Genomic DNA, 23,685 nt, shown 5'->3' on the forward strand with positions numbered 1-23,685 from the left:
ACATTTCGGAAAGACACGGAGGGCTTTTTCGGTCGCCTCCTCCGCGGTCACCTCGGGCTGCGCCGCTTTGAAAGCGTGCAGCCAGTTAAGCCATTTTCTCATCATGGGATGTCTCCTGGGATTTGTCAGAATTGCGCCACAGGATGATTTCAGCCAAAATCGAAAGCGCGATTTCATGCGGGTCGATGGCGTGAATATCCAACCCGGCGGGCGATTTCAGGCGATTGGTCTGCTCAGTGCTCAGCCCTTGTGTTTCCAGTTTGGCACACAGCACCTCGGCCTTACGGCGGCTCGCAACCATCGACACGCGGTGCGCAGGTGACTGCAGTGCAGCTTTCAATGCCGCTCCGTCGCCTTTGCCTTGCGACGCCACCACAACAAAATCACGCCCTTCAACGCCCAAAGCGTTCAGATCGTTGGGATCAAAGGGGGTGTATTTCACCGTGTTTTCAGCACCCTCAGGCAAACACACGCGCAACCCAGCCAGTACCGCATGGGACGCCAACGCCTGCGCGATCGGAGAGTCTCCGAATATGATCAAGCGCGGGGCGTGTTGATAGGGTTCGATCAGCATGTCCACTGTCCCTCCGGATGGGCACCCGCTTTTGTAGGTCTGAACACCGTCCGGGTCGGCCATTGACACAACCTTCTCCGAGGGTTTGACGCGGATCATTTTCGGCTCACCTGACACCTGCGCCTCTTGCGCTGCGGCGCGAACCGCGCGTTGCACGCAGGCACCCCCCAGATGGCCTAGAACCGTACCGTCGCGGGTGATGGCGGCCTTGCCTCCGGCCTTGGCTGAGGTCGCATCCGCGGTGCGCAGAACTGTCGCCACGCAAAAGGCATCGCCGGTGCGCCGCAGTTCTTCAATCGTGTCGAAAATGTCGAAACCTGCCATCGGTATATCCTTTCACAGTTTTCTGAATTCAGGTTCCAGCGCCGCCAGCGCCTCAAGCGTATTGGCGGGCAGATGGGCGTCCAAATGAGGTTCTGCGGCCTGCATGGCAGCGGCAACAGGTTGGTAATTCTGCCAGCCTTTCAGAGGGTTCAGCCAGACGACCCGGCGCGCTTTGCGTTGAATCCGTTCCAGAACCTGCCCCAATGCCTGCGGAGCCGTGCTGCAATACCCATCCGACAAGATCAGCACGATCGTCCGTCCATTCAGAGCCCGCGCGCCATAGCCGTCAAGAAAACTCTCAAGACTGCCAGAGATATCGGTCCCGCCGCCAAACCCCTCGGCCATCAGTGAAAGCCGCCCGGCGGCGCGGATTGAGTCGTGATCGCGCAGCGCGTCCGTCACGCGCATCAGACGGGTGTGGAACAGATAGGCGTCGGCTTCAGTTCCGCTGCCGATCAGGCCCTTGAGAAACGCCAGGAAAACGCGGGAATATACGGTCATCGACCCACTGACATCGCATAGCGCAACGATCCGCATCGGTCGCGGCGGTCGCGCACGGCGATAGAGGTCCATCGGCTCTCCACCCCGCGCCAGACTGGCCCGTTGTATCCGTCGCATGTCCAACGTCCGACCACGCTGCGCCTGTTTATGTCGACGCGAGCGGCGGTCGCGGATCGCCCGGGCCAGCTGGGTTGCGGCCCGTTCGGCCTGTCTCAGCGACTCGTCATCCATCAATTCACGCAGATCCCGGCGCGACAGGTTGGCCGTTCGGGTCGCAATTAGCTTCCCATCCATCCCTTCGGCCTCCCCGTCGCCCGGATCAAGAGTGGCGGCTGCCTGATCTCTATCCGTTTGCGGATCCTGTTCGTCTTGTGTTTGCTGCTGCCAGATCTTCGGTTTCGCCGACTGCACCCGTACATGAGCGGTCTGCGCTGTCCCACTGCGCTGCTTGCCGACATTGAACCAGTAGGCGTCGAACAGCTCATCAAAGCGTCGCCAATCCTCGGCGCTGCCTGTCAGCAACACGCACAAGGCCTGCCTGGCCTGTGTCGCATCGGTTGCTTCGACCGCCGCCAAGGCGGCCAGCGCGTCACAGGTTTCGGCGGGACCCACGCGCAATCCGTTCATCCTAAGATGGGCCATGAAGCCGCTCATGCGGTCCGACAAGCTTGCCGCGCGGGAAGGGAACCGGGTGACCTGCATCACGCAACCTTCCCGATCAAGCGATCCAGAACCTCAGGCGGGGCAGCATCATAGTCGGCGGCCGTTTTCAGCAGACACACCAGTGTCGCCTGCACTTCGCCCCGAGACTGGGCCATGTCGTTCACACCTAGCCCAGACAGGGCGGCGGCCCAGTCCAGCATTTCGGCAATGCCCGGCGTTTTCTCGAGGTCTTCCTTGCGCATGGCCTGAACAACCCCGACGATCTGACGTGCCAACAACCCTTCAACAGAGGGCATACGCGCCTTCAGAATGGCCATCTCTGTCTCGCGCGAAGGATAGCCGAGATAGCTATACAAACACCGCCGCCGCAATGCGTCGGAAAGGTCCCGCGTGCCATTGGCCGTCAGGATCACAATCGGGCGGGAGCGCGCCTTGATCGTCCCAAGCTCCGGGATCGTGATCTGAAAATCTGACAATATTTCAAGAAGGTAGGCCTCGAACTCCTCATCTGCACGGTCAATCTCATCAATCAAAAGAACCGGAGGGTCGTCTTCACTGATCGCCTCCAAAAGTGGTCGTTTCAGAAGATAGTCATCCGAGAACAACTGCGCTTCGCTCGTGCCGCCTTGCGCTTCGCTCGCACGGATGGCCAGCAATTGTCTCTGATAGTTCCATTCATAGATGGCATGACTGGCATCCAGCCCTTCATAGCACTGCAGGCGGATCAACCGCGCGTCGTGTTGGGCAGCCAGAGCCTTCGCGACTTCGGTCTTGCCAACGCCTGCCGGACCTTCCAGCAGCAAAGGCCGCCCCAAAGCCTGCGCCAGATGCAGCGCCATCGCCAACCGATCATCAGCGACATAGCCCTGCGCGGCCAATCCGTTCTGCACGTCACTCAAAGTCAAAACCAGGATCCATTCTTCATCTGGCTAAAAATATCCCGGGGGAGGTTCGGAGGGGGCTGGCCCCCTCCGTTCAGTCGGATCGGTCAAGCCGATCCGAACCCTATCACCCATGCATCCCCAACCCATTGGCGATCTTCCAGATCCGCCAGTGGTCATGCGGCATATGGCTCTGCACCAACCCGAAGGGTCGGAACGCATCATGCACCGCATTCGAGAAACAGGGCACGCCACCCACATTCGGGCTTTCCCCAACCCCCTTCGCGCCAATCGGATGGTGCGGGGAAGGGGTCACCGTGTAGTCGGTGATATAGTTCGGCGTCTCCCACGCGGTCGGCAGGAAGAAGTCCATCAGCGTGCCGGTCTTCACATTGCCCATCTCATCATAGGCAATCTCCTGACCCATTGCGATGGCCAAGGCCTCGGTTACGCCACCATGGACCTGCCCGTCGATGATCATCGGGTTGATCCGGGTGCCGCAATCGTCCAGCGCATAGAACTTTCGCACGTCCCACTCCCCGGTATCCACGTCGATCTCCATGACGCAGATATAGGCCCCGAACGGGTAGGTCATGTTCGGCGGGTCATAATAACTGACCGCCTCCAGACCGGGTTCCAACCCCGGTATCGCTTGGTTATAGGCGGCAAAGGCGATTTCTTTCATAGTCTTGAACCGCTCGGGCGCGCCTTTGACAGAGAACCGATCCACGTCCCATTCGACATCGTCGTCGTGGACCTCAAGCAGATATGCGGCAATCATCTGCGCCTTGGCGCGGATTTTGCGCGCGGCCATAGCTGTCGCCGCACCAGCCACAGGCGTGGATCGAGACCCGTAGGTCCCAAGACCGTAAGGTGCCGTGTCAGTGTCGCCTTCTTCCAGTGTGATATCATCGGCGGGCAGGCCGATCTCACTGGCGATGATCTGTGCAAAGGTCGTGGCATGGCCCTGACCCTGAGAGATCGTCCCTAGCCGCGCAATGGCCGAACCAGTTGGGTGGATGCGGATTTCGCAGCTGTCGAACATCCCCAAGCCGAGGATATCGCAGTTTTTGACCGGTCCCGCGCCGACGATTTCGGTGAAATGCGTCAGACCAATGCCCAGCAGTTTGCGGGTTTTGCCAGCTTTAAAGTCTTCGACCCGCTGCGCCTGTTCGGCGCGCAGACCTTCGTAGTCGACAGCCTTCAATGCCTTGTCCCAAGCGGTATGGTAATCGCCCGAGTCATACTCCCAGCCCAGAGCCGACTGGTACGGGAACTGATCGGCCTTGATGAAGTTGATCCGGCGCAGCTCGGCCGCGTCCATGTTCAGCTTGATGGCCAGAACCTCGATCATGCGTTCGATGAAATAGGCGGCCTCGGTCACACGGAAGGAACAGCGATAGGCCACCCCGCCCGGAGCCTTGTTGGTATAGACACCATCCACTGCCAGGTAAGCGGTGGGGATATCATAGGACCCGGTACAAATGTTCATGAAGCCTGCCGGGAACTTGGTCGGGTCTGCACAGGCGTCAAAGCCACCGTGATCCGCGGTAGTATGGCACCAAAGGCCGGTGATCTTGCCGTCCTTGGTGGCCGCGATCTTGCCCTGCATCCAGTAGTCGCGGGCAAAGGCGGTGGACATCAGGTTCTCCATCCGGTCCTCGACCCATTTCACCGGCTTGCCGGTGACAATCGAGGCAACGACCGAGCAGACATAACCTGCATAAGCCCCAACCTTGTTGCCGAACCCGCCACCGATATCAGGGCTGATCACTCGGATATTGTGCTCGGCAATACCGGAGATCAGCGAGACAACCGTCCGGATCGCGTGAGGAGCCTGAAACGTACCATACAGCGTTAATTTTCCGGTCACCTTGTCCATGCTGGCCACAGACCCGCAGGTCTCCAGCGGGCAAGGATGGGTGCGGTGGTAGTAGACCATCTCTTCCGCCACCACGTCGGCTTCGGCCAGAATGGCTTCGGTCGCGTCCTTGTCGCCTTGTTCCCAAGTGAAGACGTGGTTGTGATGCTTGCGAGGGCCGTGCGCGCCTTCGGTCTGACCTTCAAGGTCTTCGCGAAGGACCACATCGGACTTCAACGCCTCGAACGGATCGGTGATCACAGGCAGTTCTTCGTAGTCAACCTCAACCAGCTCCACCGCATCGGCTGCGATATAGCGGTCTTCGGCGACGACAAAAGCGACTTCCTGGCCTTGGAACAGCACCTTGCCGTCGGCCAGAACCATCTGCTTGTCACCGGCAAGCGTCGGCATCCAATGCAGGCCCAGCGGAGCCAGATCCTCGGCGGTCAGAACAGCGATCACGCCGGGCATCGCCAGGGCGGCCTCTTTGTTGACGCTTACAACACGGGCATGCGCGTAGGGGGAGCGCACGAAGTCGCCGAACAGCATGCCGTCCAGCTTGATGTCATCGACATAGTTGCCCTTGCCTTGGGTAAAGCGCACATCCTCGACGCGTTTGCGCGAGCTGCCCATCCCTTTGAGATTGGCGGCGCGTTCTTCGGGGGTCAGTGTCTGGTCGTTCATTCCGCAGCCTCCTTCTGAGCGTTCAGCATGTCAGCCGAGGCCGAGATCGCCTTGACGATGTTCTGGTATCCGGTGCAGCGGCACAGGTTTCCAGCCATGCCGAAACGGATATCCTCCTCAGAGGGGTTCGGGTTTTCCTGCAGCAAACGGTGCGCGCGAGTAATCATCCCCGGCGTGCAGAAGCCGCATTGCAACCCGTGATGTTCGCGGAACATCTCCTGCAATACGCCCAAGCTGCCGTCGTCGTTGGTGAGGCCTTCGACGGTGGTGATATCGGCGCCATTCACCTGCGCCACAAAAGTCGTGCAGGATTTGACGGATTTGCCATCAATATCGACTGTGCAAGCTCCGCAATGGCTGGTCTCGCATCCGATATGAGGGCCGGTGATTTTCAGATCTTCCCGCAAGAAGTGGATCAGCAGCGTGCGCGGCTCGGCCAGACCTTCGACCTGTTTGCCGTTCACGGTGAGTTTGACGTGCATTTTCGACATGGTTTCCTCCCCTCAACCCGCGCGGCTTTGCGCGCGGTCGATGGCGCGGCGCAGCATCACGCCCGCCACATGTTTCTTGAATTCGACAGGTCCACGGTTGTCGGCCACGGGCTCAATGGCATCCAGCATGGCGGCAACGCAGGCGTTCACATCGCCGTCGGCCAATGCAGCGCTGGCGTTTTCTGACCAGATTGGGGTGTCCGCAAGGTTGGTCATTGCAACCGAGGCCGCGCCGTTACCGACCATAACAGCGGCGGCAGCCGTCGCATAATCCCCGATCTTACGCTTTTGCTTCTCATACGCCTGACCGACACCGGCCCCCGGCACAGGGATCGAAATCCGGGTCAGGATTTCCTCATCCTCACGCGCGGTGAAATAGGCGGCCTCGTAAAACTCACGTGCGGCGACACTGCGTGCCCCATCGGGGCCGGACAATTCAAACGTCGCGTTCAGGCATTGCATCAGGCCCGGCATGTCATTGCCAGGATCACCATTGGCGACATTGCCACCGACGGTGCCCATATAGCGAACCTGAGGGTCGGCGATCTGCAAGGCCGCCTCGCGGATCAGCGGAATGGCAGCGGCGAGACCGTCATGGGTGATCAACTCATGCTGCGTCACCATGGCGCCAAGGGTCACGGTATCGGACCCGACCTCGATGCCTTTTAGTTCATCGATGGCCTGAAGATCGATCAGGTGGCCCATCTCGGCCATGCGCAGCTTCATCATCGGGATCAGGCTATGCCCGCCCGCGATCACGCGCGCCTCGTCTCCATGTTCTTGCAAAATGCCGATGGCCGAGGCGATGTCGCCTGGCCGGTGATACTCAAAACCGGCTGGTATCATGTTTTTCCTCCCTGGGTCCAAGTGGTATACCTTGGGGTACCTTCAGTCAGGAAAGACGGACGCGCTCAGCGGTTCCAGCCGCAGGGAACGGGGCGCGCAGCTTGTTTCACGAAATGCGAATGAGCTGCACGAGTTGCGATCACAGGCCCAAAGCGTCGCGGATGTCTGAAAGTCGAGATCGGCTGACAGGTACCTTGCTGAGGGCCTCGACAGAGTCGAAATAGCATGTCCCGTTGTCTTTGTGCCTCTCGAAGCTTGAGACATGTTTGGGGTTCACCAGATAACTTCGGTGGGCGCGGAGGAAGCCATCGGGTTGCAAGCGTGTCTCGGCCTCGGTGATGGACCAGGGGCAGAACAGTTTCTCGGAATCGATATAGAGGATAGTGTAATGCCCCTCGGCCCGGATGGCGGCAATTTGGGCGGGTTCGGCAAAGAAGGTCTGACCTTCGCGTTCAAACGGCACTCCGGCGCGAAGGGTCGGGGTGGGATCGGGCTGCGGTGCAGGTTCCGGTACTGCGGCCGGTTCTGGCTTGGGTTCAATGAAAGTGATCCCGGTCAGAAGGAAGGCCCCACAGATCAGGAAGACTGCAACCGTGACGCCCATCGCCAGAATCTGGTTGTCCAGCGCAGGCCCGGCGGCCCCGGCAGTCTCGGTTGCGACGAAATCCGTGAGACCGGTCGCGACGAAGTGCATGGAAAACACCGCGATGCCGAAACAGGCCGTGCCCAGTAGGATGTTCCGATGGGTTCGGCTGTCATAGGCCACCCAGATCGCCAGAACCGACAGAACAACCGAGGCCGCGGTCGACAAAACGATATCGAACAGGCTGTAGACGGGTCGGCACAGCTGCATCCCGGCCATGCCGACATAGTGCATGACAACGATCCCAAGCCCCACGATCACCCCCGCGCCAACTATGGTCGGCGGTGTTCTGGGACGGAAATGCAAAAGCAGCAGCGCCAGCCCCACCATAAGGATGGCAACCAGCGCCGAGATCAGCGTCACCAGCGCGTCGTAATAAAACAGGATCGGCAGTTGCAGGCCCAGCATGGCAACGAAATGCATGGACCAGATACCGCCACCCAGTATCACGGCTGCGAGGGCGACGATGAATTTGCGCCGTTGATTGTCCAGTTTCGACGCGCCATGCGTCAGGTACAGACCGGTAAAGCCGGCCATCAGCGCCACGGCCAACGAGGCCGCCACGAGCCACGCATTGTGCGAATAGTCCAACATTGAGATGCCGCGCCCTCCCCAGCGCGATCATGACGTTATCAAACTGAAATTCTCCGCACAATCTTTGTTGGACACAGCGGAAGACACCTGTTTCGACTGAGGCGCATAAACGGGTCTCGCCGGTTTTTAGGCTACAGGTCAGCCCCGCTTTTTCGGCGCAAGGTAGGTCCATGTCGGCCCGGCTGTCTCGCCCGATCCGTCCGGCAATGGGATGCGCATCAGTTTTTGCGCCAGCGACTTGATCGAATACATCGTTGGACCAAGGTCGCGCAAAGCGGATTTATCTTCGTTGAAGGCGATGTGCAGACCGTCCAGCAAACCGGACCACGCGGCGTTGAATTCGGCCGAGATCGCGGCGATTTCGGGGGCGGACTTGTAGTTCTCCTCGCTTGGGTCGTCTTTCATCGGAGAGACTGCGCTCCAATCGACGATAAGGTCACCGCCAGTCGGAGGGTCGGTCACAAGATCTTCGGGGCGATAGTAGCGGCTATGTAGGATTTCGTTGAACTTGAAGAAATGTGCAACGTCCTCATGGCCAGCTGGCCCCGGAATGGTGTCTCCGTCGCCAGCTTTGCCACCCCGATCTGCGCCTTCGCCCTCTTCCATGATCTTTTGGATGGCATCAAAAGCCGCCTTGCGACGTTGCGCGGGGGTGCCGGTGATCTCGACAACTTCACCGCCCGCGCCGAAATAGTCGTCATTGGAGATCTGACGCGCGGGGTCGCCGATGAAGATCTCTTTGTCCCCGAACTCCTTACACGCTTCTTCCAGCAGCTTCCTGACATAGGCGTAGAACCCGCCGATGGTGGAATAGTGCCCCCTCAATGCCTTACGGAGGTCTTTCGGCGCGGTTTCGATCTTGCGAAAGCTTTTGACCTGTTTGGGCGAGAATTTGCGCAGACGCACCTCTGGCCCGGCCCCGTTCAAAAGCTCTGTCGGGTATTTCGGCAGCAAGTTGGGATTGTTCAGCTGAGGCGTGCCCCCGATCGCGTTCATCACATTCGCCGCAAGAACCATATGCAACATCTCTTCGACCATGACCTGACGGATCACCTCGATCGGTTCGGCGTTGACGATGGTCGGCTCGGACCGGTCGTATTGCCCTTGCTCGAGGATCGAATAGCAGGCCGTCGCGTAGGGCGGTATTGTCGAAAGCTCTAGCATCAAGGCGTCTTGCAGATGTTTGCAGAGATTTTTACGCGCGGCGTCCAGTTTCTTTTTCGAACTCATTTCGCACCCCTTTTCCGAACGGCCTTCTGGATGGCTCTGGCGGCCCTGAAGGCCATGGCAGACATCGTCAGTGTTGGGTTGGACGTGGCAATCGTCGGCATCGAGCCCGCGCCCACCAGCCACAGATTGTCGTGGTCCCATGCGCGCATCTCGTCATTGGTGACCGAGTTGTGCCTGTCGGTTCCAATCCTGTGCGTACCGACCAGATGGCCTGCACCGAAGAAGGTGTAACCCTTTCCATCATAAGTTAAATACCCCGCATCCGATGGGCTGTAGGAGGTATGGTTCTTGATACCCAGCCGCTGGAAAATCTGCGCGCAGGTGTCATTGGCGGCGGCCAGCCCGGCGCGGGAATAGTTGTCCAGATCATAGCTGATCACCGGGCGGTATTCGCCCATGGGCGTGCGGTAGGCTGGGTCGATGGTCACGCGGTTGGTAGCTCTCGGTAGTTGCTCGACCATCGTGCCAATTCTGACCTGCCGCTGGACATCGTGATAGAGCTTGTCGCGCAGGGCTGTGCCATAGAGGTTGTCCTGCTCGACCAGCCGCGCCACGTCGGAGTTCGGAGAGCCAGCGGCAAAGTTCCATCCCCAATTGCCGATTTCCAACCGGAAGGCTGCGTTCTTGTTCCTAAAGTTCCCGTCCCGGAAATTGGCATAGCTCGAGGTCGATCCCGGCCCACGAAACGGTCCAACCGGCTCGGGCGCGGCACCCCAAGTCATCATGTAAGGGTGATCCATCAGGTTGCGGCCCAGCTCGTCACTGCTGGTGCAAATCCCTGAGGCCAGCGCTAGAGTGACGTTTTCCACCGCACCGCCAGCCAGCACATATTGCTTCCCTCTGGCCCGGCGCAGTTCGTACTGAGGCACACCAGGGAAAGGGTATTTCTTGTAAACGATGCCAGATACACGCCCGCTTTCGGCCAGTTCGACCTTCGAGGCGATGGCCTGCGTGATCGTCTCCATCTGATGCTTGGCTTCGTGCTTGGCATCTTCGAGCGTTTTCATCGCGTTGTATTTGGCCTGAATCGGGCAGATCGGTATGCAACTTGAGTTCCCCTCGCATCGCTGACCCATATAGGCGAATGGTCCGGTTGCGCCGCGCGGGCGGAATTGCTGCCTGCGCTTGTCGCCAACCTGAATGCCCTTGGCAGTTCTTGGCTTGCGCGGAGTTGAGTTCCGGCCCTGCGGCGTGCGCGAGACTTTCAGGTGAACCGTGCTGGTGGCATCCTCGCCGATTTCGATGGGCATCCCATCTGCCTTGGCAAAGAAGCCATCCACGTAAGACGACGGGATCGAATGCATCGGGTAGTCGTATTCCTTGTCGAAATACCCGACATTGTCGTGCCGTCCTGACGTGCGAATACCCAGTGCCTTGGGCGTCTGTTCGTCGGCATCGGCCGAGACACCGATCTCCCACTCGGCGCGCTCATAGTCTGCGCGCAGGTCCTGATAGCCAAAGGGCCAGTCAACGCCTTTGCCAAAGCGGCTTTGCATCTCGAAATCCGCAGGCATCATGCGCAGGCTCGTGCCCAGCCAATGCAATGAGGTTCCCCCAAAGGCCATCAGGTAGTTGCTGCCAAAGGGCAGGGGGCCGCGTTGCACGAAATACCCGTTTGTGTCGGGCTCGGTGCCCCGTACCGCGGTGATGTCTAGCACCGAAGGTGACGGCAGGGTTGGTAGGTTCGGATAGGGAGAGTTCGGCGTCTTAGCCAGCGACAGATAGTATTGATCAAGGTAGGAGCGATAAGTCTCCCACGTCTTGCCATGGTCTTCTCCGGCTTCGAGGATTAGAACCGAATGACCGGCCGAGACCAGCTCCTTTGCCAGAATGCCCCCGGCAAACCCGGCCCCCACGATGACCACATCATAGGTCCGATCGTCATCTGCAATTGCGCTCATTTGCCTGCCCCCCGCTGTTTTGGAGGTTCAAGGCCCCATGCGCCAAAGCCCTGTTGCTTGGCCCCTTGGGGATGCGCTCCGATGGCGTCCCAGACCAGCCCTTCTTTGTAGGACCGGGTCGAGATGATCTTGACCACATCAAACCGCGACGCGCCGTAGCTTTCGCGCCATTCCTGTGAAAGCGGCACCCATTGACCGGTGTACCAAAGCTGGATCAGCGTGCGTGACAGCGGGCCGAGGCATTTGTCCGACAGATAGGTCTGACGCATGATCCGGTCGTCGTCCTGCTTGCCCAGCTTGTCGGAATGGGACAGGAACTCGTTGAGGATTTCGGCGGGCAACACTTGCCGGAACTGATGCCAGTATTCGCCTGCGCATCCGGTGCCTTGCAGCTCGGCGCTGCTGTAGCCTGTCAGGGCGGCGCTGACGGTCAGAAAGGCGTTAAATTCGGGGGTGTCATCATGCGTCTTCATGGCGATCCCCATCAATTGCGTCCACATAGAATCCACGAGGCTCAAAGCAGGCGGGCGGGCTTTCAAAGACCTGCACGGCCACCGGCGTCATATCGGTGAACAGCGTGTGCATGTCGCGGGTCATCGGGAAATCGTTGTTCCCCAGTTTCAGCTTGAAGCTCTTTGCGATGCGTTTGCCCTCTTTCGTGGTCAACATCGCGGTTTCAAACAGGCCCGAGATGGTCCAGCGGGTCCAAACAGTGCGTCCAAGCCCGGTGGCGAATTCGGGGATCGGAGTGCAGTTGGTCAGAGTCCAGTGATCGCCCTTGAGTTTGCCAAGATCCGCCGTCAGATCATAGACGATGGTTTGCGGATCGTCTGGATTGACCAGCTGAATCCACCATTTCTTAGGCGAGATCGGAGGGTGTCCCTTCATCTTGGCATTCAGCGAAGGAACCTTGTAGTTGAACTGGCCCAAAAACTTGGGCTCTCCGAACGCTTGCCGTCCGGCCTTGACGGCCATGGCGTTATCGGCGGCAACGTGAACCCGTAGATGGCCGATGGTTTTCGTCTGATCTCGGCCGTGAAGATACTCGGTCAGGGTCATCTTCGGCACGCCTGGCACCCGGTTCTTGGGATAGGCCAGCAAGTTGAATTCCACCTCGTTCACGAAGCCCAGCGAGTTGTCATAATGCGCGGTATAGCGTTGGAAGTTCAGCAGGATGACTGCCTTGTTCTCGCCGTCTTCATCGGGAAACTCGGCGACACACAGGCCGGTGCCTTTCACAAACTGGCGGGCGACTTCGACCGAGGTGTACCAATACATCCACTGGCATTGCAGCGAGGCATAATAGAAGGGGAACGTGTCAAACTGCTTTGGCAGTTTCGGCATGACGCCGGTGACATCCGTCTGATGGCACGGGTCGCTTTTGGCTTTTTTCTTTGTCATTTGGCTGTGATCTCCCCCACTGGCTGTGACAATTCTACTTGCTCAAACTCCGCCCGATCATGCCTCCGGCTGTTTTGTTTTTAGGGTTTTCAAAATGGCTTTTGCCTCGACCAGCGCGGGTGCCTTGGTCTTGTCGGCTGCCACGGCTTTCGAGATCTCACCAAGGCAGTTTGACGAGGTCTGAAGCTCGGCCAATTCTCGAATGACATGCAAAAGCGGGCCGTAATGGCCCAGTTGCAAAGCCACCATAGCAGCCTCTTTGAGGTGACCGATCCCGGCGCTTTCGTCCCCGTGGGCCATCGCCAACCGACCGCGCAGGCAGGTCAGGCCGACAATCCAGAACTTCTCACCGCTGTCACTGGCGAAGGCTTCGGCTTCGTCCAACAGTTCCTCGGCCAGTTCCAGTTTGCCGTGTAGAATAGCCGCATCCGCGTAGAGGCACAGGAAGAAACTCAGGCCAAGGCGGCAACCGGTATCGCGCCATTCGCGCAGGCCCAAGGCGATCTCTTCCAAGGCCTTTTCGCCATCGGTGCTTCGGCGCACCCAGCCATTCATGACCCGCGCCCAACCGCGCCAGAACTGGAAAGAATACTCCTCAGACAGGGCGATCAATATGGCCGAACTTTCTTGAACCGTCGCCTCATCGCCCCGGAAATGGGAAATCCATCCAAGGAAAGCATTGGCGAAGGACTGGCTGAACGGGTGCGCGGTTTCTTCGGCATGGACCAGCGCTGCCTTGATCGCTGTCAGCGCGCTAGATTCGTCGCCAGACAGCCAGTAGGAAAGCGCGCGATAGCCCTGAAGAGCCACTGCAAGGTCAACAACATCGAAATCGAGGCCCATGAAGCGATGTTCGATGGACAAATTAACCTCAAGCCCGGCCTCAAGATGCTTCAACGCGTCCTTGGGATGGCCCAGATAGGTCTGAAGCGACCCCATGGAACGTTCGGCCGAGACAATGGTCAGCGGGCTCGATAAATCCTGACAGAGCGAGACCAGCCGGTCTGCATTCTGTTTCGAGATCTCATATTCCCCGCCCAGCATGGTCGAGCGGAACTGACCGTAGACCACCTTGAACAGTCGCTCTGTCTCGCCATATTCGCGGCAGAGGGACTGCGCCCGCGCATAGGCGGACAGAACCGATTTGTGCGCATAACCCCGCACGAAGGCCAATGGCACGGCGATCATGATCTGCATGTCGATCTCACGCCGGTCGCGTTTCTGTGACTGCGGCATTTCCTGCAAGCATTCCAGAGCATGCTGCAAATGTGTGATCGCCTCGACATTCGCCGAGTGGTCCAATGCCTGCCGCGCGGCGGTCATCAGTTTGCCCTCGGCGGCGGGGTAATTGCCAGCACGCCAGTAGTGATGGCCCAGAATTTCAGGCTCTCGCGCGACTGTTTCGGCGTATTTCTCCTCAAGAACCGCAGCGATTTGGCCATGCCACCTTGAGGCTGTCGAGCGCAGCATAGATTGATAGGCCGCATCCTGCACCAGGGCATGGCGGAACCGGTAAGCGTCTGCCGTACCCGGTTGGCCTGCGGGAACGATCAGTTCGGTCTCTAGCAGCTGGTTCAGCGCTTCGGTGATGTCGTTTTCGGTCCAGTCCAAAACCTCGGATAGCAGCCTGCGCTCAAAGTTTCGGCCGATTGCGGCGGCGACCTGCACGATCTCGCGGCTGGCCGACAAACGGTCCAATCTGGCCATCAGTGAGTCCTGCAGCGATTCCGGAATCGCCATGGACAATTCGGCCTGACTCTGGCCGCGGTTGACCAAAAGGCCGGATTCCATCGCCATCTTGGTCAGTTCTTCGACGAATAGCGGCACGCCATCCGTACGGTCAGCCAGTTGGCTGAGAACTTCCGGCGACGGCCGCACGCCTGAGATGCTTTCAACCAGTTTGTAGATGTCACGGCGTACAAGCCGGTTGAGCTCCAGGCTTGTGACATGGGATTGGTTGCGCCATGGCGACTGGAACTCGGTCCGGGCGGTCATCAGGATCAGGCAGCGGCGGTTCGACACCTGTTCGATCCAGCCGTTGACGAATTCCAGCGTTGAGGCATCGAACCAATGCACATCGTCGAGCAGCAGCAATAGCGGCTGATGCTGTTCCAGCCCCGCGCATAGCTGCAAAAGTGCCTCGATCAACGCGCCCTTCTCCCGCTCGGGCCCCATCGGCGCGACCAGAGAGGTGCTGTCTTCCAGTCCCATCAGGCGCAGGATAGGTGCGGCGCAGGTTTCAGCATCAAGGTTCAGATCGGTCAGAAACCGGGTGACTTTATCCCGGCTTTCCTCAGGAGGCGCATTGGGCAGCATGCCCGTCAGCGTCGTCAGCGCATTCTTGATCGGGAAAAACGCGCTGCTTTGATGCAATGGCGATCCGAACAGGGTGAACTGGGTGGAATCATCGCTGGTCAGTTTGTCTTTCAAGCCGAAGGCGATCTTGGATTTGCCAACGCCCGCGTCGCCGGTCAGCAGCAGAACCTGCCCCTCTCCGTCCAGCGCGCCGTCCCATCTGGACTGGACCAGAGCGATCTCGGCAGTGCGTCCGATAGTCGGTGTCTTGTCGTGCGCGAAGTCCTTGCGCCCAGTGTCAAAGCCGGAAATCTTCGGCCCGACCACATAAAGCTGCAACGGTGTGCTGACGCCTGCCAAGGGCGGGCTGCCGATCGAGGTGAAATCCAGACGCTCTCCGATCAGTCTACGTGTCACTTCCGAAACAACCACTTGGCCCACATCCGCAGCAGCCTGAATCCGCGCCGCAACGTTCGGTGTATCGCCAAACAACCAGACCTTTTCCGAGCTTGATGTGCCGGCCGCCGTGCCCACCACTACAGGTCCAGTATGGATTCCGATCCGCACATTTGTCGAAACCGATTTGTCCGTCAGCCCCGCATTCCCTTCGCGTGTCGCGCCCGCAATCTCAAGCGCGCAAAGAGCGGCGGAGTAGTGGCTAAGTTCCTGCGCGGTGGGATAGCCGAAGATGGCGACCACACCGTCTCCGGCATAGTTGGCAATCTCGCCGCCGAACTTGGTGACGGTCCGGCCAACCAACTCGCGGTATTGCGTGATCAGTTCACGGTAATCCTCGGGGTCGAGTCTTTCGGACAAGGCCGTTGAACCCACCAGATCGCAGAACATGACGGTCAGTTGGCGACGTTCGGCCACGTCTTCTGGGGAATCCTTGGGCGATGGCGCAGGCGCAACAGGTAAGGGACTGTCCTGACCCGCCAGCGCGGCCCCACAAGCGGTGCAGAACTTTGCATGCGCCATCGCTGACGCACCGCAGGACCCACAGGCTAGGGTCAGTGCATTGCCGCAGCCGTGGCAAAAGTTGGACCCGGCAGGATTGGCCGCACCGCATTTGCTGCAATTAACATTCGGACGTCCCAAAATGGCTGCCCCTGAGCGCTGTAATTGCGCCGAATATGAAACAAAGAAACAATTTCGCGTTCTTTAGTATCACAAAATCTACAATTCGTCGCCCATGAATTGTGCTCGGGTTTTGTGCGCCCGCAAAGGGTTACTCACTGGTGCGGGCTGGCACTGTGGTTAGGACCCCGCCTGCGGTCGCAAAAACCCTCCAATTCTGTCGATGTTTTCGACCAGAAAGAACGGGCTGTCAGAGCCTGGTATGGGCTGAAAAAGCTGCCCATGGTCTTTTTTGAATGCGGTAAAGATCGGGCCGGTCACATGGTCCATAAAAGCTTGGAAGTCCTTGTAGATTTCGATGAAAACGACGGTGCCGTCACTGGAAGGCGGTGCCGAGTTTTCGCCGCCCGTGTGGATGAGGTAGCCCCAGGTGTCCTCTTCCTGCTTCACATCTTGGGCCAGTTGCTTCAGGGCTGCAATCCCCTCGGCCTCCTGTTTGGGCTTCAAATACCAGGTCGCGATTATGCTATACATATCGATAGTCCTTTCGAGAGGCAGGTCTGCGTCCGATCCGTGATCATCCCTACCCAGACGGGTCAAATTGATTGATCTTTGTGGCGCGGCAGCCCCCGGGAAATGAGGGTTCAATATGCCGAAAGATAGCCTGCAATAGGCTCGTTGGATGAGGGCCACGCACCCTTATGCTAGCATATTGTGCGCCGGGCTGGCAAAACTCAGATGTTGCCTGAGGGCTTGAGCGGTCCTGGCTGCCACTGACCGACGGCCTGAATATCAACCCCGCGAGGAGATCTGCCGCAGAGGTCCGTAGGTGGCTTTGAACTGTGCCTTGGCTGCCTCGTAATCTGCGGTTTTGCTGCCGTCGGGCAGAACGCGTTCGCCGATGCCAGGGGGTTTTAGGATGTCTTCCGGGGACGCTCCTGTTTCTGCGATCTGGGCAAGACGTGCGGCTCCTAGTGCCGCGCCGAACTCTCCGTCCTCGGGCAACTCGATCGGGACGTTCAGAACGGTTGCGATCAACTTGACCCAATAGTGCGATTTTGTACCGCCGCCGATGCCGATCAGCCGATCAATCCGCGCGCCGGTCTTCACCAGCGCGCCATACGAGTCGCTTAGGCCATAGGCGACCCCCTCAAGTACGGCGCAGGTCAGATCGCTCTGGTCAGTGTCTTTTCCCAGCCCGGTAAAGCCGCCGCGAATGTTGGCGTCGTTGTGCGGGGTGCGCTCACCTGAGAGGTAAGGGTAGAACTGCACGCGCCCCGGCGCACGTAGCTCCTCGCCCAATGCGCGGGTCAGGTCGGCGGGTTTTTGGCCGGTGATCTGCCCCAGCCAATTCAGGCTGTCGGTTGCAGACAGCATAACGCCCATCTGATACCAGCGATTGGGCACGGCATGGCAAAACGTGTGCAAAGCCGAGGCCGGGTCAGGGTGATAGCCATCGCGCGTAGCCAGCAGCACTCCGGAGGTGCCAAGCGAAATGAACCCGTCCCCCTCGTTCATTGCACCCAAGCCACAGGCAGCTGCAGCGTTGTCTCCCGCGCCTCCTGCGACGGTGACGCTATTGCGCAGACCCCAACGGCTGGCAAGATCGGGGCGAAGGGTACCTGCGGGCTGACATCCCTCGACCAGACGAGGCATCTGAGATTCCGACATCTGCCCAGCGGTCAACAGCTCCTCGGACCACGCGCGGCGCGAGACGTCCAGCCAAGATGTGCCAGCGCTGTCCGACATGTCAGCGACGTAGTCGCCTGTCAGATAGTAGTTCATATAGGCCGCAGGCAGCAGAACCTTCGCGATACGGGAGAAATTCTCCGGCTCATGTTCCTTGACCCAGAGCAGTTTGGGGGCCGTGAAGCCGGGGAAAACGATATTGCCCGAAATCTCGCGAATTCCAGGCAGGGCGTCCAGATGCTGGGCCTCGGCATCCGCGCGCGTGTCGTTCCACAGAATACAGGGCCGGATCACGTCACCTGCGGAATCCAGAAGCGTTGCGCCATGCATGTGGCCCGCCACGCCGACGGCTCGCAGATCGGCAAATTCAGGATGGGCGTCGCGTAGCGCGGCAACCGCCCCTCCAGAGCCGCGACCCAATCGGCGGGGTCCTGTTCGCTCCAACCGGGATGCTTATGTTCCGACGAGCAGGAATGCTCTGCCGAGCCGAGCACACTGCCGTCCTCTGCCAATAGCAGGGCGCGCAGCCCGGACGTTCCCAGATCAATGCCAAGGTAGCTCATACTGCGTCGCCTCTGAATTCACATATTTGCAAACGGTTTATTCTGTTTTTGAGGAGTCTGCAAAGCGCGGATCAGCCCCCGACATAGCTGCCGGTCTTTGGGCGATAGAAAATCTTCTGGTCATGCAGCTTGCCCAGAAGATCATGCATCCGGCGGATGGTGTCTTCGTTGATCTCATTCGCTTCAATAGAATAAGAGGCCATCGCCTGTCGCAGGGCTTGTTCGATCAATTCCATATCCTCGATGGAGAGTTCGAACATGTCATTATATTGCGGCATTGGAGGTCCTCCGGCTGCGGGTGTGAAACCAAAGCATGCCCGGAAAACCCCGAGTTTACCAGATTACCGTCCGTATCAGTCCCTTTGCATCCGCGCTGCATAATATTGTGCAATGGCTTGGGTCCGGTTTTTGACGCCTAGCTTGTCGTAGATGTTCGACAGGTGGAACTTTACGGTGTTCGTCGAAATCTCGAGCTCTTTTGAAAGTTCGCGATTGGACATGCCCTGCGCCAGCGCCTCGAGGATGGAGCGTTCCTTGCGCGACAGACTTTCGATTGGGTCCTGCTGCATTTTCCGGACGTCTATGAACGGAAACACCATCTTGCCCGCGGCCACCTTCTCGCAGGTGTCCAGAAGCCCTTCAACCTCGCCCGAGCGTGCGGCAAACCCAGCTGCCCCGGCCTGCATCGCCAGTCGTGGAACGTCGGCATTGGCGTCGCCATAGACCACGAAGCGCGGTGCACTGACCTGATCGCGCAGCACCTCGATCAGTTTGGCAGCGCCAAGGGCGGGCAATGTCCAGTCCACCACGCCGACCTGAACAGGCACCCGCATGACCGTGCCAAGGAATCCTTCGGCCGTGGCCGAAGTCGCGACCAATGAGAATCGCGGGTCGCGTTCAAAGATCTCTGACATCGCCGACAGGACCAGAGGGTTGCCGTCTGCCAGCATGACGTCGATGGGCTTTGATGGAGCTTCAGCCATATGAATTTGCCCTTAAAGCTCAAAAACTACCCAAATGGGTGGGTACTTTTTTGGTATACTATCGTATTTTTACACCTTTGGGTAGGTAATACCCCATCCTATTAGGCATGCTAAATCAGTAGTAAGTTACGTTGCGTGATCTGGCAAGACCACGTTTTCTACACGGCAACTCAACCAAACGGGCCGCTGAGCCTGAGAAACAGCCGAGGAAGCCGCACAATGACTTTCCAGATTTTCCCTCCGCTCGAAATCCCCGAGACCCTTGCAGCGGGTCCCGGACCCGGCAACACGGATGCTCGCGTTCTGCAGGCCTTTGCAGGGGCAGGGGTCGCCGATCATATGCAGGGCGACGTTCTGCGCGGAATGATCGAGTGCAAGCATATGCTGCGCGAAATCTGGGGCACGCAGAACGCCTATACTTTTGCCGTCGCCGGCACGGGTTGGAGCGCGCTGGACACCATGTTCTCGGCCGTCATGCCGGGCGACAAGGTTGTGGCTTTTGCCAACGGCACATTCTCGGGCATTGATGCGCTGACCCTGCGGATTAAGGCGGCGACGCCCACCGAACACGCAGCCAATCCGCTTGACCCTCAAGCCGCCAGCGTCACCGTGATCGAGGTTCCCCATGGCCAGCCCGTCACCGGCGAAATCGTCGAAGCGGTCCTGGCCGAGCACAAGCCCAAATGGGCGTTCATGGCCCACTGGGAAACCGGGTCCGGCCGGATCAACGATGTTCGCGGCTTTTCGGACGCGTGCGAGCGCCACGGCGCGATGGGTCTGATCGATGCGGTGTCGTCGCTGGGCGTGGATGATTTTTCGATCGACAACTACCCCGGCATCGCGGGTTGGGCCTCTTGCCCGCAGAAAGGTCTGTGCTGCCTGCCGCTGACCTACGCTCCGGTCAGCTTCACCGATGCCTTCATCGACAGCCTCAAGACCAGCGGTGCTTACACCTATGTGCACAACCCGATTTTCGAGGCCCGCCATTGGGGTATCGTCGACGGCCAGGACGTCGAGAAAGGCACCTATCACCGGACGCATTCGGGCTATGCCGTGGCCGCCTTCCACGAGGCGCTGCGTCTGACATTGCAGGAAGGTCTGGCCAAGCGCGCAGCGTCTTACCGCATTCATGAACGCGTCCTGCGTGATGCCGTGGTCGAACTGGGGTGCGAAGTTACCTCGGACATGCCCAGCCTGATCGTTCTGAACCTGCCGCCGGAGCTTGCTGGGCGTGAGATGGAGTTGGTGCAGAACTGCCGTGCGCGCGGATTTGGCATCTGGCCCACGCTCAGCGCGCCGGTGCAGGTGCGGATCGGTATCCTCAACCAATTGAACCGGAAATCCGTCAGCCGGATCGTGCGCCTGTTTGCCGAGGCGATGCGAGAACTGGGCGGGCAGATTGATCGGGACGCAATCGAAGCCCTGCTGGAAAGCCGCTACGGCACTTCGATGGCTGCTTAATTTCACTGCAAGAACGGGAGGATTGCAGATGGATATTCACGAATATCAGGCGAAAGAACTACTTTCGAATTTCGGTGTCGACGTGCCACCCGGTGCTTTGGCCTATAGCCCGGAACAGGCGGCCTACCGGGCGCGTGAACTGGGGGGTGACAAATGGATCGTCAAAGCGCAGGTCCATGCAGGCGGGCGCGGCAAGGCCGGAGGGGTCAAGCTGTGCAACACCGAAAACGAGATCTACACAGCCTGTGATGACATGTTCGGCCGCAAGCTGGTCACGCATCAGACCGGCCCTGAAGGCAAAGGGATTTACCGCGTTTACGTGGAAGCTGCGGTGCCGATTGATCGCGAAATCTATTTGGGTTTCGTGCTGGACCGTTCCAGCCAGCGGGTCATGATCGTTGCATCCTCGGAAGGCGGGATGGAGATCGAAGACATCTCGGCCGAGCGTCCGGACAGCATCGTGCGGTCTATCGTTGAACCCGCTGTGGGTCTGCAAGAGTTCCAGGCCCGTGAAATCGCTTTCCAACTGGGGCTGGAGCCGAAGCTGATCCAGCACATGGTCCGCACGCTGCAGGGCTGCTACGCCGCCTTCAGCGATCTGGACGCCACTATGGTCGAGATCAACCCTCTGGTCATCACCGGGGACGACCGCGTTTTGGCGCTGGACGCGAAGATGAGCTTTGACGACAACGCCCTGTTCCGTCACCCGCAGATCGCCGAACTGCGCGACAAAAGCCAGGAAGACCCGCGCGAAAGCCGTGCCGGTGACCGGGGCCTGTCCTATGTTGGTCTTGGCGGCAATATCGGCTGCATCGTGAACGGCGCCGGTCTTGCGATGGCGACCATGGACACGATTAAACTGGCTGGCGGAGAGCCGGCGAACTTCCTCGATATCGGCGGCGGCGCCTCGCCCGAGCGTGTGGCCAAAGCCTTCCGTCTGGTTCTGTCGGACGACAATGTGCAGGCCATTCTGGTGAACATCTTCGCCGGTATCAATCGTTGCGACTGGGTGGCCGAGGGCGTCGTACAGGCGTTGAAAGAGCTGGATATCGACATCCCTGTCATCGTGCGCCTGGCCGGTACCAATGTGGAAGAGGGTCAGAAGATACTCGCCAAATCCGGTCTTCCGATCATCCGCGCCACCACTCTGATGGAGGCTGCCGAACGCGCCGTGGGGGCATGGCGCAACGACCTTACCCAAGGCACCAAGATGAGGGCTGTGTAATGAGCATTCTTCTCGATCGTAACTCGCGCGTGATCGTGCAGGGTATCACCGGCCGCATGGCGCGGTTCCACACCAAGGACATGCTGAACTACGGCACCAATGTGGTGGGCGGCGTGGTTCCCGGCAAGGGCGGCGAAACCGTCGAAGGCGTTCCGGTCTTTGACACCGTCAAGCAGGCGGTTGAGGCCACTGGTGCGGATGCCAGCCTTGTGTTCGTGCCGCCGCCCTTCGCGGCCGACTCGATCATGGAGGCCGCAGATGCCGGTATCCGCTATTGTGTCTGCATTACCGACGGTATTCCTGCGCAGGACATGATCCGCGTGAAGCGCTACATGTACCGCTACCCCAAGGAAAAGCGCATGGTCCTGACCGGGCCGAACTGCGCGGGCACCATCTCGCCTGGCAAAGCGCTGCTGGGGATCATGCCGGGGCACATTTACCTGCCGGGCAATGTGGGCATCATCGGTCGCTCGGGGACGCTGGGCTATGAGGCCGCGGCGCAGTTGAAAGAGCGCGGGATCGGTGTTTCGACCAGCGTTGGCATCGGCGGCGACCCGATCAACGGCTCGTCCTTCAAGGATATTCTCCAGCGTTTCGAAGAGGATGAAGACACCCACATCATCGCCATGATCGGTGAGATCGGTGGCCCTCAGGAGGCCGAAGCCGCTGAGTTCATCCGCGATCACATCACCAAGCCTGTGGTGGCTTATGTTGCTGGTCTGACCGCTCCAAAAGGCCGGACCATGGGCCATGCCGGTGCAATCATCTCGGCCTTTGGCGAAAGCGCCAGCGAGAAGGTTGAAATCCTGTCGGCCGCCGGTGTGACCGTGGCCGAAAACCCAGCCGTGATCGGTGAAACGATCGCCCGCGTGATGGAGGCCGCGTGATGGTCAAACCCTCGGTCCTTGTTACCCGTCGCTGGCCTGCCGCCGTCGAGGCGCAGCTGGCCGAGACCTACAACACTGTGCTGAACACCGGGGACAAGCCTATGTCCCCGGCCGAAATCCGGCACGCGCTGAAATCCTATGATGCGGTCCTGCCGACCGTGACCGATACCCTCAGCTCCGAGGCTTTGGACGTTCCCGGTGCGCAGACGAAAATCCTGGCAAATTACGGCGTTGGCTACAGCCACATCTGCGAGCCCTCAGCGCGTGGGCAGGGCATGACCGTCACCAACACGCCGGACGTGCTGTCCGAATGCACCGCCGATATCGCAATGACCTTGCTGCTGATGGTGGCGCGCCGCGCGGGCGAAGGTGAACGCGAGCTGCGGGCCGGCAATTGGACCGGCTGGCGCCCCACGCATCTGATCGGCACCAAGGTCAGCGGCAAGGTTCTGGGCATCATCGGCTATGGCCGCATTGGGCAGGAAATGGCCCGGCGTGCCCATCACGGCTTCGGCATGCAGATCGTTGTCTACAACCGCAGCAAAATCGCGCCCGAGGTTCTAGCCCAGTGCAATGCCACGCAGGTCGAAACCGTGGATGATCTGCTGCCGCAATGCGATTTCGTCTCGCTCCATTGTCCAGGCGGGGCCGCAAACCGGCACCTGATAAACGCGCGCCGTCTGGACCTGATGAAACCGGATGCGGTCCTGATCAACGCGGCCCGTGGCGAGGTGATCGACGAACGCGCCCTGATCCAGTCCCTGACCTTCGACATGATCGGAGGCGCAGCTTTGGACGTGTTCGACGGTGAGCCCCGGATTAACCCCGACCTTTTGCAATGCGACAACCTTGTGATGCTGCCTCATCTGGGCAGTGCCACCCGTGAGGCGCGCGATCGCGTGATCTAACAC

19 protein-coding genes and 1 pseudogene are annotated in these 23,685 nt (G+C 59.4%); 4 read left to right on the plus strand and 16 right to left on the minus strand.

The annotated features are described in order from the left end of the window. Positions 1-85: 85 nt before the first annotated feature. The 16 genes and pseudogenes from ACOERD_RS12965 to ACOERD_RS13040 form a co-directional block, all read right to left on the minus strand. Entirely contained in the window at positions 86-898 is an 813-nt protein-coding gene (locus ACOERD_RS12965) for an XdhC family protein (RefSeq protein ID WP_419739291.1), read from the minus strand. Positions 899-910: 12 nt separating this feature from the next. Next, positions 911-2,041 carry a vWA domain-containing protein gene (locus ACOERD_RS12970; protein WP_419739292.1) on the minus strand — a complete coding sequence of 377 codons (1,131 nt, stop codon included), beginning with the start codon at positions 2,039-2,041 and terminating at the stop codon, positions 911-913. A 59-nt stretch (positions 2,042-2,100) separates the two neighbouring features. After that, positions 2,101-2,967 (minus strand): AAA family ATPase, encoded by an 867-nt coding sequence (locus tag ACOERD_RS12975; RefSeq protein ID WP_419739293.1) that lies wholly within the window; start codon positions 2,965-2,967, stop codon positions 2,101-2,103. Positions 2,968-3,070: 103 nt separating this feature from the next. Then, complete coding sequence (locus ACOERD_RS12980) at positions 3,071-5,488, minus strand: aerobic carbon-monoxide dehydrogenase large subunit (RefSeq protein WP_419739294.1); 2,418 nt, start codon at positions 5,486-5,488, stop codon at positions 3,071-3,073. Further along, entirely contained in the window at positions 5,485-5,979 is a 495-nt protein-coding gene (locus tag ACOERD_RS12985; protein ID WP_170515285.1) for a (2Fe-2S)-binding protein, read from the minus strand. The genes ACOERD_RS12980 and ACOERD_RS12985 overlap by 4 nt, the downstream gene beginning before the upstream one ends. 12 nt (positions 5,980-5,991) lie before the next feature. After that, complete coding sequence (locus tag ACOERD_RS12990; RefSeq protein WP_419739295.1) at positions 5,992-6,825, minus strand: FAD binding domain-containing protein; 834 nt, start codon at positions 6,823-6,825, stop codon at positions 5,992-5,994. A 139-nt stretch (positions 6,826-6,964) separates the two neighbouring features. Next, positions 6,965-8,062 carry an MHYT domain-containing protein gene (locus ACOERD_RS12995; protein WP_419739296.1) on the minus strand — a complete coding sequence of 366 codons (1,098 nt, stop codon included), beginning with the start codon at positions 8,060-8,062 and terminating at the stop codon, positions 6,965-6,967. Positions 8,063-8,200: 138 nt separating this feature from the next. After that, positions 8,201-9,292: a ferritin-like domain-containing protein gene (locus ACOERD_RS13000; RefSeq protein ID WP_419739297.1), complete on the minus strand. Its 1,092-nt coding sequence runs from the start codon at positions 9,290-9,292 to the stop codon at positions 8,201-8,203. Next, positions 9,289-11,193: a GMC family oxidoreductase gene (locus ACOERD_RS13005; protein ID WP_419739298.1), complete on the minus strand. Its 1,905-nt coding sequence runs from the start codon at positions 11,191-11,193 to the stop codon at positions 9,289-9,291. The genes ACOERD_RS13000 and ACOERD_RS13005 overlap by 4 nt, the downstream gene beginning before the upstream one ends. Further along, on the minus strand, positions 11,190-11,666 hold the full coding sequence (locus ACOERD_RS13010) for a hypothetical protein (protein WP_170463367.1): 477 nt from the start codon (positions 11,664-11,666) through the stop codon (positions 11,190-11,192). Before ACOERD_RS13010 ends, ACOERD_RS13005 begins: the two co-directional genes overlap by 4 nt. After that, a complete protein-coding gene (locus ACOERD_RS13015) occupies positions 11,653-12,594 on the minus strand; it encodes a hypothetical protein (protein WP_419739299.1) in 942 nt (313 codons plus the stop codon). Before ACOERD_RS13015 ends, ACOERD_RS13010 begins: the two co-directional genes overlap by 14 nt. Before the next feature lie 57 nt (positions 12,595-12,651). Then, positions 12,652-15,987: an adenylate/guanylate cyclase domain-containing protein gene (locus tag ACOERD_RS13020; RefSeq protein ID WP_419739300.1), complete on the minus strand. Its 3,336-nt coding sequence runs from the start codon at positions 15,985-15,987 to the stop codon at positions 12,652-12,654. A 159-nt stretch (positions 15,988-16,146) separates the two neighbouring features. After that, positions 16,147-16,500, minus strand: a complete 354-nt coding sequence (locus ACOERD_RS13025; RefSeq protein WP_419739301.1) for a putative quinol monooxygenase — start codon at positions 16,498-16,500, stop codon at positions 16,147-16,149. Positions 16,501-16,758: 258 nt separating this feature from the next. After that, positions 16,759-18,218, minus strand: a pseudogene (xylB, locus tag ACOERD_RS13030) (xylulokinase). Positions 18,219-18,289: 71 nt separating this feature from the next. Continuing rightward, the gene (locus tag ACOERD_RS13035) at positions 18,290-18,496 is read right to left on the minus strand and encodes a hypothetical protein (protein WP_419739302.1); all 207 of its coding nucleotides are present in this window, start codon (positions 18,494-18,496) and stop codon (positions 18,290-18,292) included. Positions 18,497-18,571: 75 nt separating this feature from the next. Beyond that, positions 18,572-19,201: a LuxR C-terminal-related transcriptional regulator gene (locus ACOERD_RS13040; RefSeq protein WP_419739303.1), complete on the minus strand. Its 630-nt coding sequence runs from the start codon at positions 19,199-19,201 to the stop codon at positions 18,572-18,574. A gap of 219 nt (positions 19,202-19,420) precedes the next feature. On the opposite strand from ACOERD_RS13040, the gene ACOERD_RS13045 reads away from it, so the two are divergent. Genes ACOERD_RS13045 through ACOERD_RS13060 form a run of 4 tightly spaced genes read left to right on the plus strand, consistent with a single transcriptional unit; the run spans position 19,421 to position 23,682 of the window. Beyond that, positions 19,421-20,662, plus strand: a complete 1,242-nt coding sequence (locus ACOERD_RS13045) for an aminotransferase (protein WP_419739304.1) — start codon at positions 19,421-19,423, stop codon at positions 20,660-20,662. A 28-nt stretch (positions 20,663-20,690) separates the two neighbouring features. Continuing rightward, positions 20,691-21,887 (plus strand): malate--CoA ligase subunit beta, encoded by a 1,197-nt coding sequence (locus tag ACOERD_RS13050; RefSeq protein ID WP_419739305.1) that lies wholly within the window; start codon positions 20,691-20,693, stop codon positions 21,885-21,887. Beyond that, on the plus strand, positions 21,887-22,774 hold the full coding sequence (gene sucD / locus ACOERD_RS13055) for a succinate--CoA ligase subunit alpha (protein ID WP_170380404.1): 888 nt from the start codon (positions 21,887-21,889) through the stop codon (positions 22,772-22,774). Before ACOERD_RS13050 ends, sucD begins: the two co-directional genes overlap by 1 nt. Next, positions 22,774-23,682 carry a 2-hydroxyacid dehydrogenase gene (locus ACOERD_RS13060; RefSeq protein WP_419739414.1) on the plus strand — a complete coding sequence of 303 codons (909 nt, stop codon included), beginning with the start codon at positions 22,774-22,776 and terminating at the stop codon, positions 23,680-23,682. The genes sucD and ACOERD_RS13060 overlap by 1 nt, the downstream gene beginning before the upstream one ends. Positions 23,683-23,685 lie beyond the last annotated feature (3 nt).

Source organism: Ruegeria sp., from assembly GCF_965199275.1.
Lineage (GTDB): Bacteria > Pseudomonadota > Alphaproteobacteria > Rhodobacterales > Rhodobacteraceae > Ruegeria.

What these genes read in the sequence shown, in the direction of transcription:
- ACOERD_RS12965 (WP_419739291.1), bottom strand. Translation starts at nt 898, where the DNA reads ATGGCAGGTTTCGACATTTTCGACACGATTGAAGAACTGCGGCGCACC.
- ACOERD_RS12970 (WP_419739292.1), bottom strand. Translation starts at nt 2,041, where the DNA reads ATGGCCCATCTTAGGATGAACGGATTGCGCGTGGGTCCCGCCGAAACC.
- ACOERD_RS12980 (WP_419739294.1), bottom strand. Translation starts at nt 5,488, where the DNA reads ATGAACGACCAGACACTGACCCCCGAAGAACGCGCCGCCAATCTCAAA.
- ACOERD_RS12985 (WP_170515285.1), bottom strand. Translation starts at nt 5,979, where the DNA reads ATGTCGAAAATGCACGTCAAACTCACCGTGAACGGCAAACAGGTCGAA.
- ACOERD_RS12990 (WP_419739295.1), bottom strand. Translation starts at nt 6,825, where the DNA reads ATGATACCAGCCGGTTTTGAGTATCACCGGCCAGGCGACATCGCCTCG.
- ACOERD_RS12995 (WP_419739296.1), bottom strand. Translation starts at nt 8,062, where the DNA reads ATGTTGGACTATTCGCACAATGCGTGGCTCGTGGCGGCCTCGTTGGCC.
- ACOERD_RS13000 (WP_419739297.1), bottom strand. Translation starts at nt 9,292, where the DNA reads ATGAGTTCGAAAAAGAAACTGGACGCCGCGCGTAAAAATCTCTGCAAA.
- ACOERD_RS13005 (WP_419739298.1), bottom strand. Translation starts at nt 11,193, where the DNA reads ATGAGCGCAATTGCAGATGACGATCGGACCTATGATGTGGTCATCGTG.
- ACOERD_RS13010 (WP_170463367.1), bottom strand. Translation starts at nt 11,666, where the DNA reads ATGAAGACGCATGATGACACCCCCGAATTTAACGCCTTTCTGACCGTC.
- ACOERD_RS13015 (WP_419739299.1), bottom strand. Translation starts at nt 12,594, where the DNA reads ATGACAAAGAAAAAAGCCAAAAGCGACCCGTGCCATCAGACGGATGTC.
- ACOERD_RS13025 (WP_419739301.1), bottom strand. Translation starts at nt 16,500, where the DNA reads ATGTATAGCATAATCGCGACCTGGTATTTGAAGCCCAAACAGGAGGCC.
- ACOERD_RS13035 (WP_419739302.1), bottom strand. Translation starts at nt 18,496, where the DNA reads ATGCCGCAATATAATGACATGTTCGAACTCTCCATCGAGGATATGGAA.
- ACOERD_RS13040 (WP_419739303.1), bottom strand. Translation starts at nt 19,201, where the DNA reads ATGGCTGAAGCTCCATCAAAGCCCATCGACGTCATGCTGGCAGACGGC.
- ACOERD_RS13045 (WP_419739304.1), top strand. Translation starts at nt 19,421, where the DNA reads ATGACTTTCCAGATTTTCCCTCCGCTCGAAATCCCCGAGACCCTTGCA.
- ACOERD_RS13050 (WP_419739305.1), top strand. Translation starts at nt 20,691, where the DNA reads ATGGATATTCACGAATATCAGGCGAAAGAACTACTTTCGAATTTCGGT.
- sucD (WP_170380404.1), top strand. Translation starts at nt 21,887, where the DNA reads ATGAGCATTCTTCTCGATCGTAACTCGCGCGTGATCGTGCAGGGTATC.
- ACOERD_RS13060 (WP_419739414.1), top strand. Translation starts at nt 22,774, where the DNA reads ATGGTCAAACCCTCGGTCCTTGTTACCCGTCGCTGGCCTGCCGCCGTC.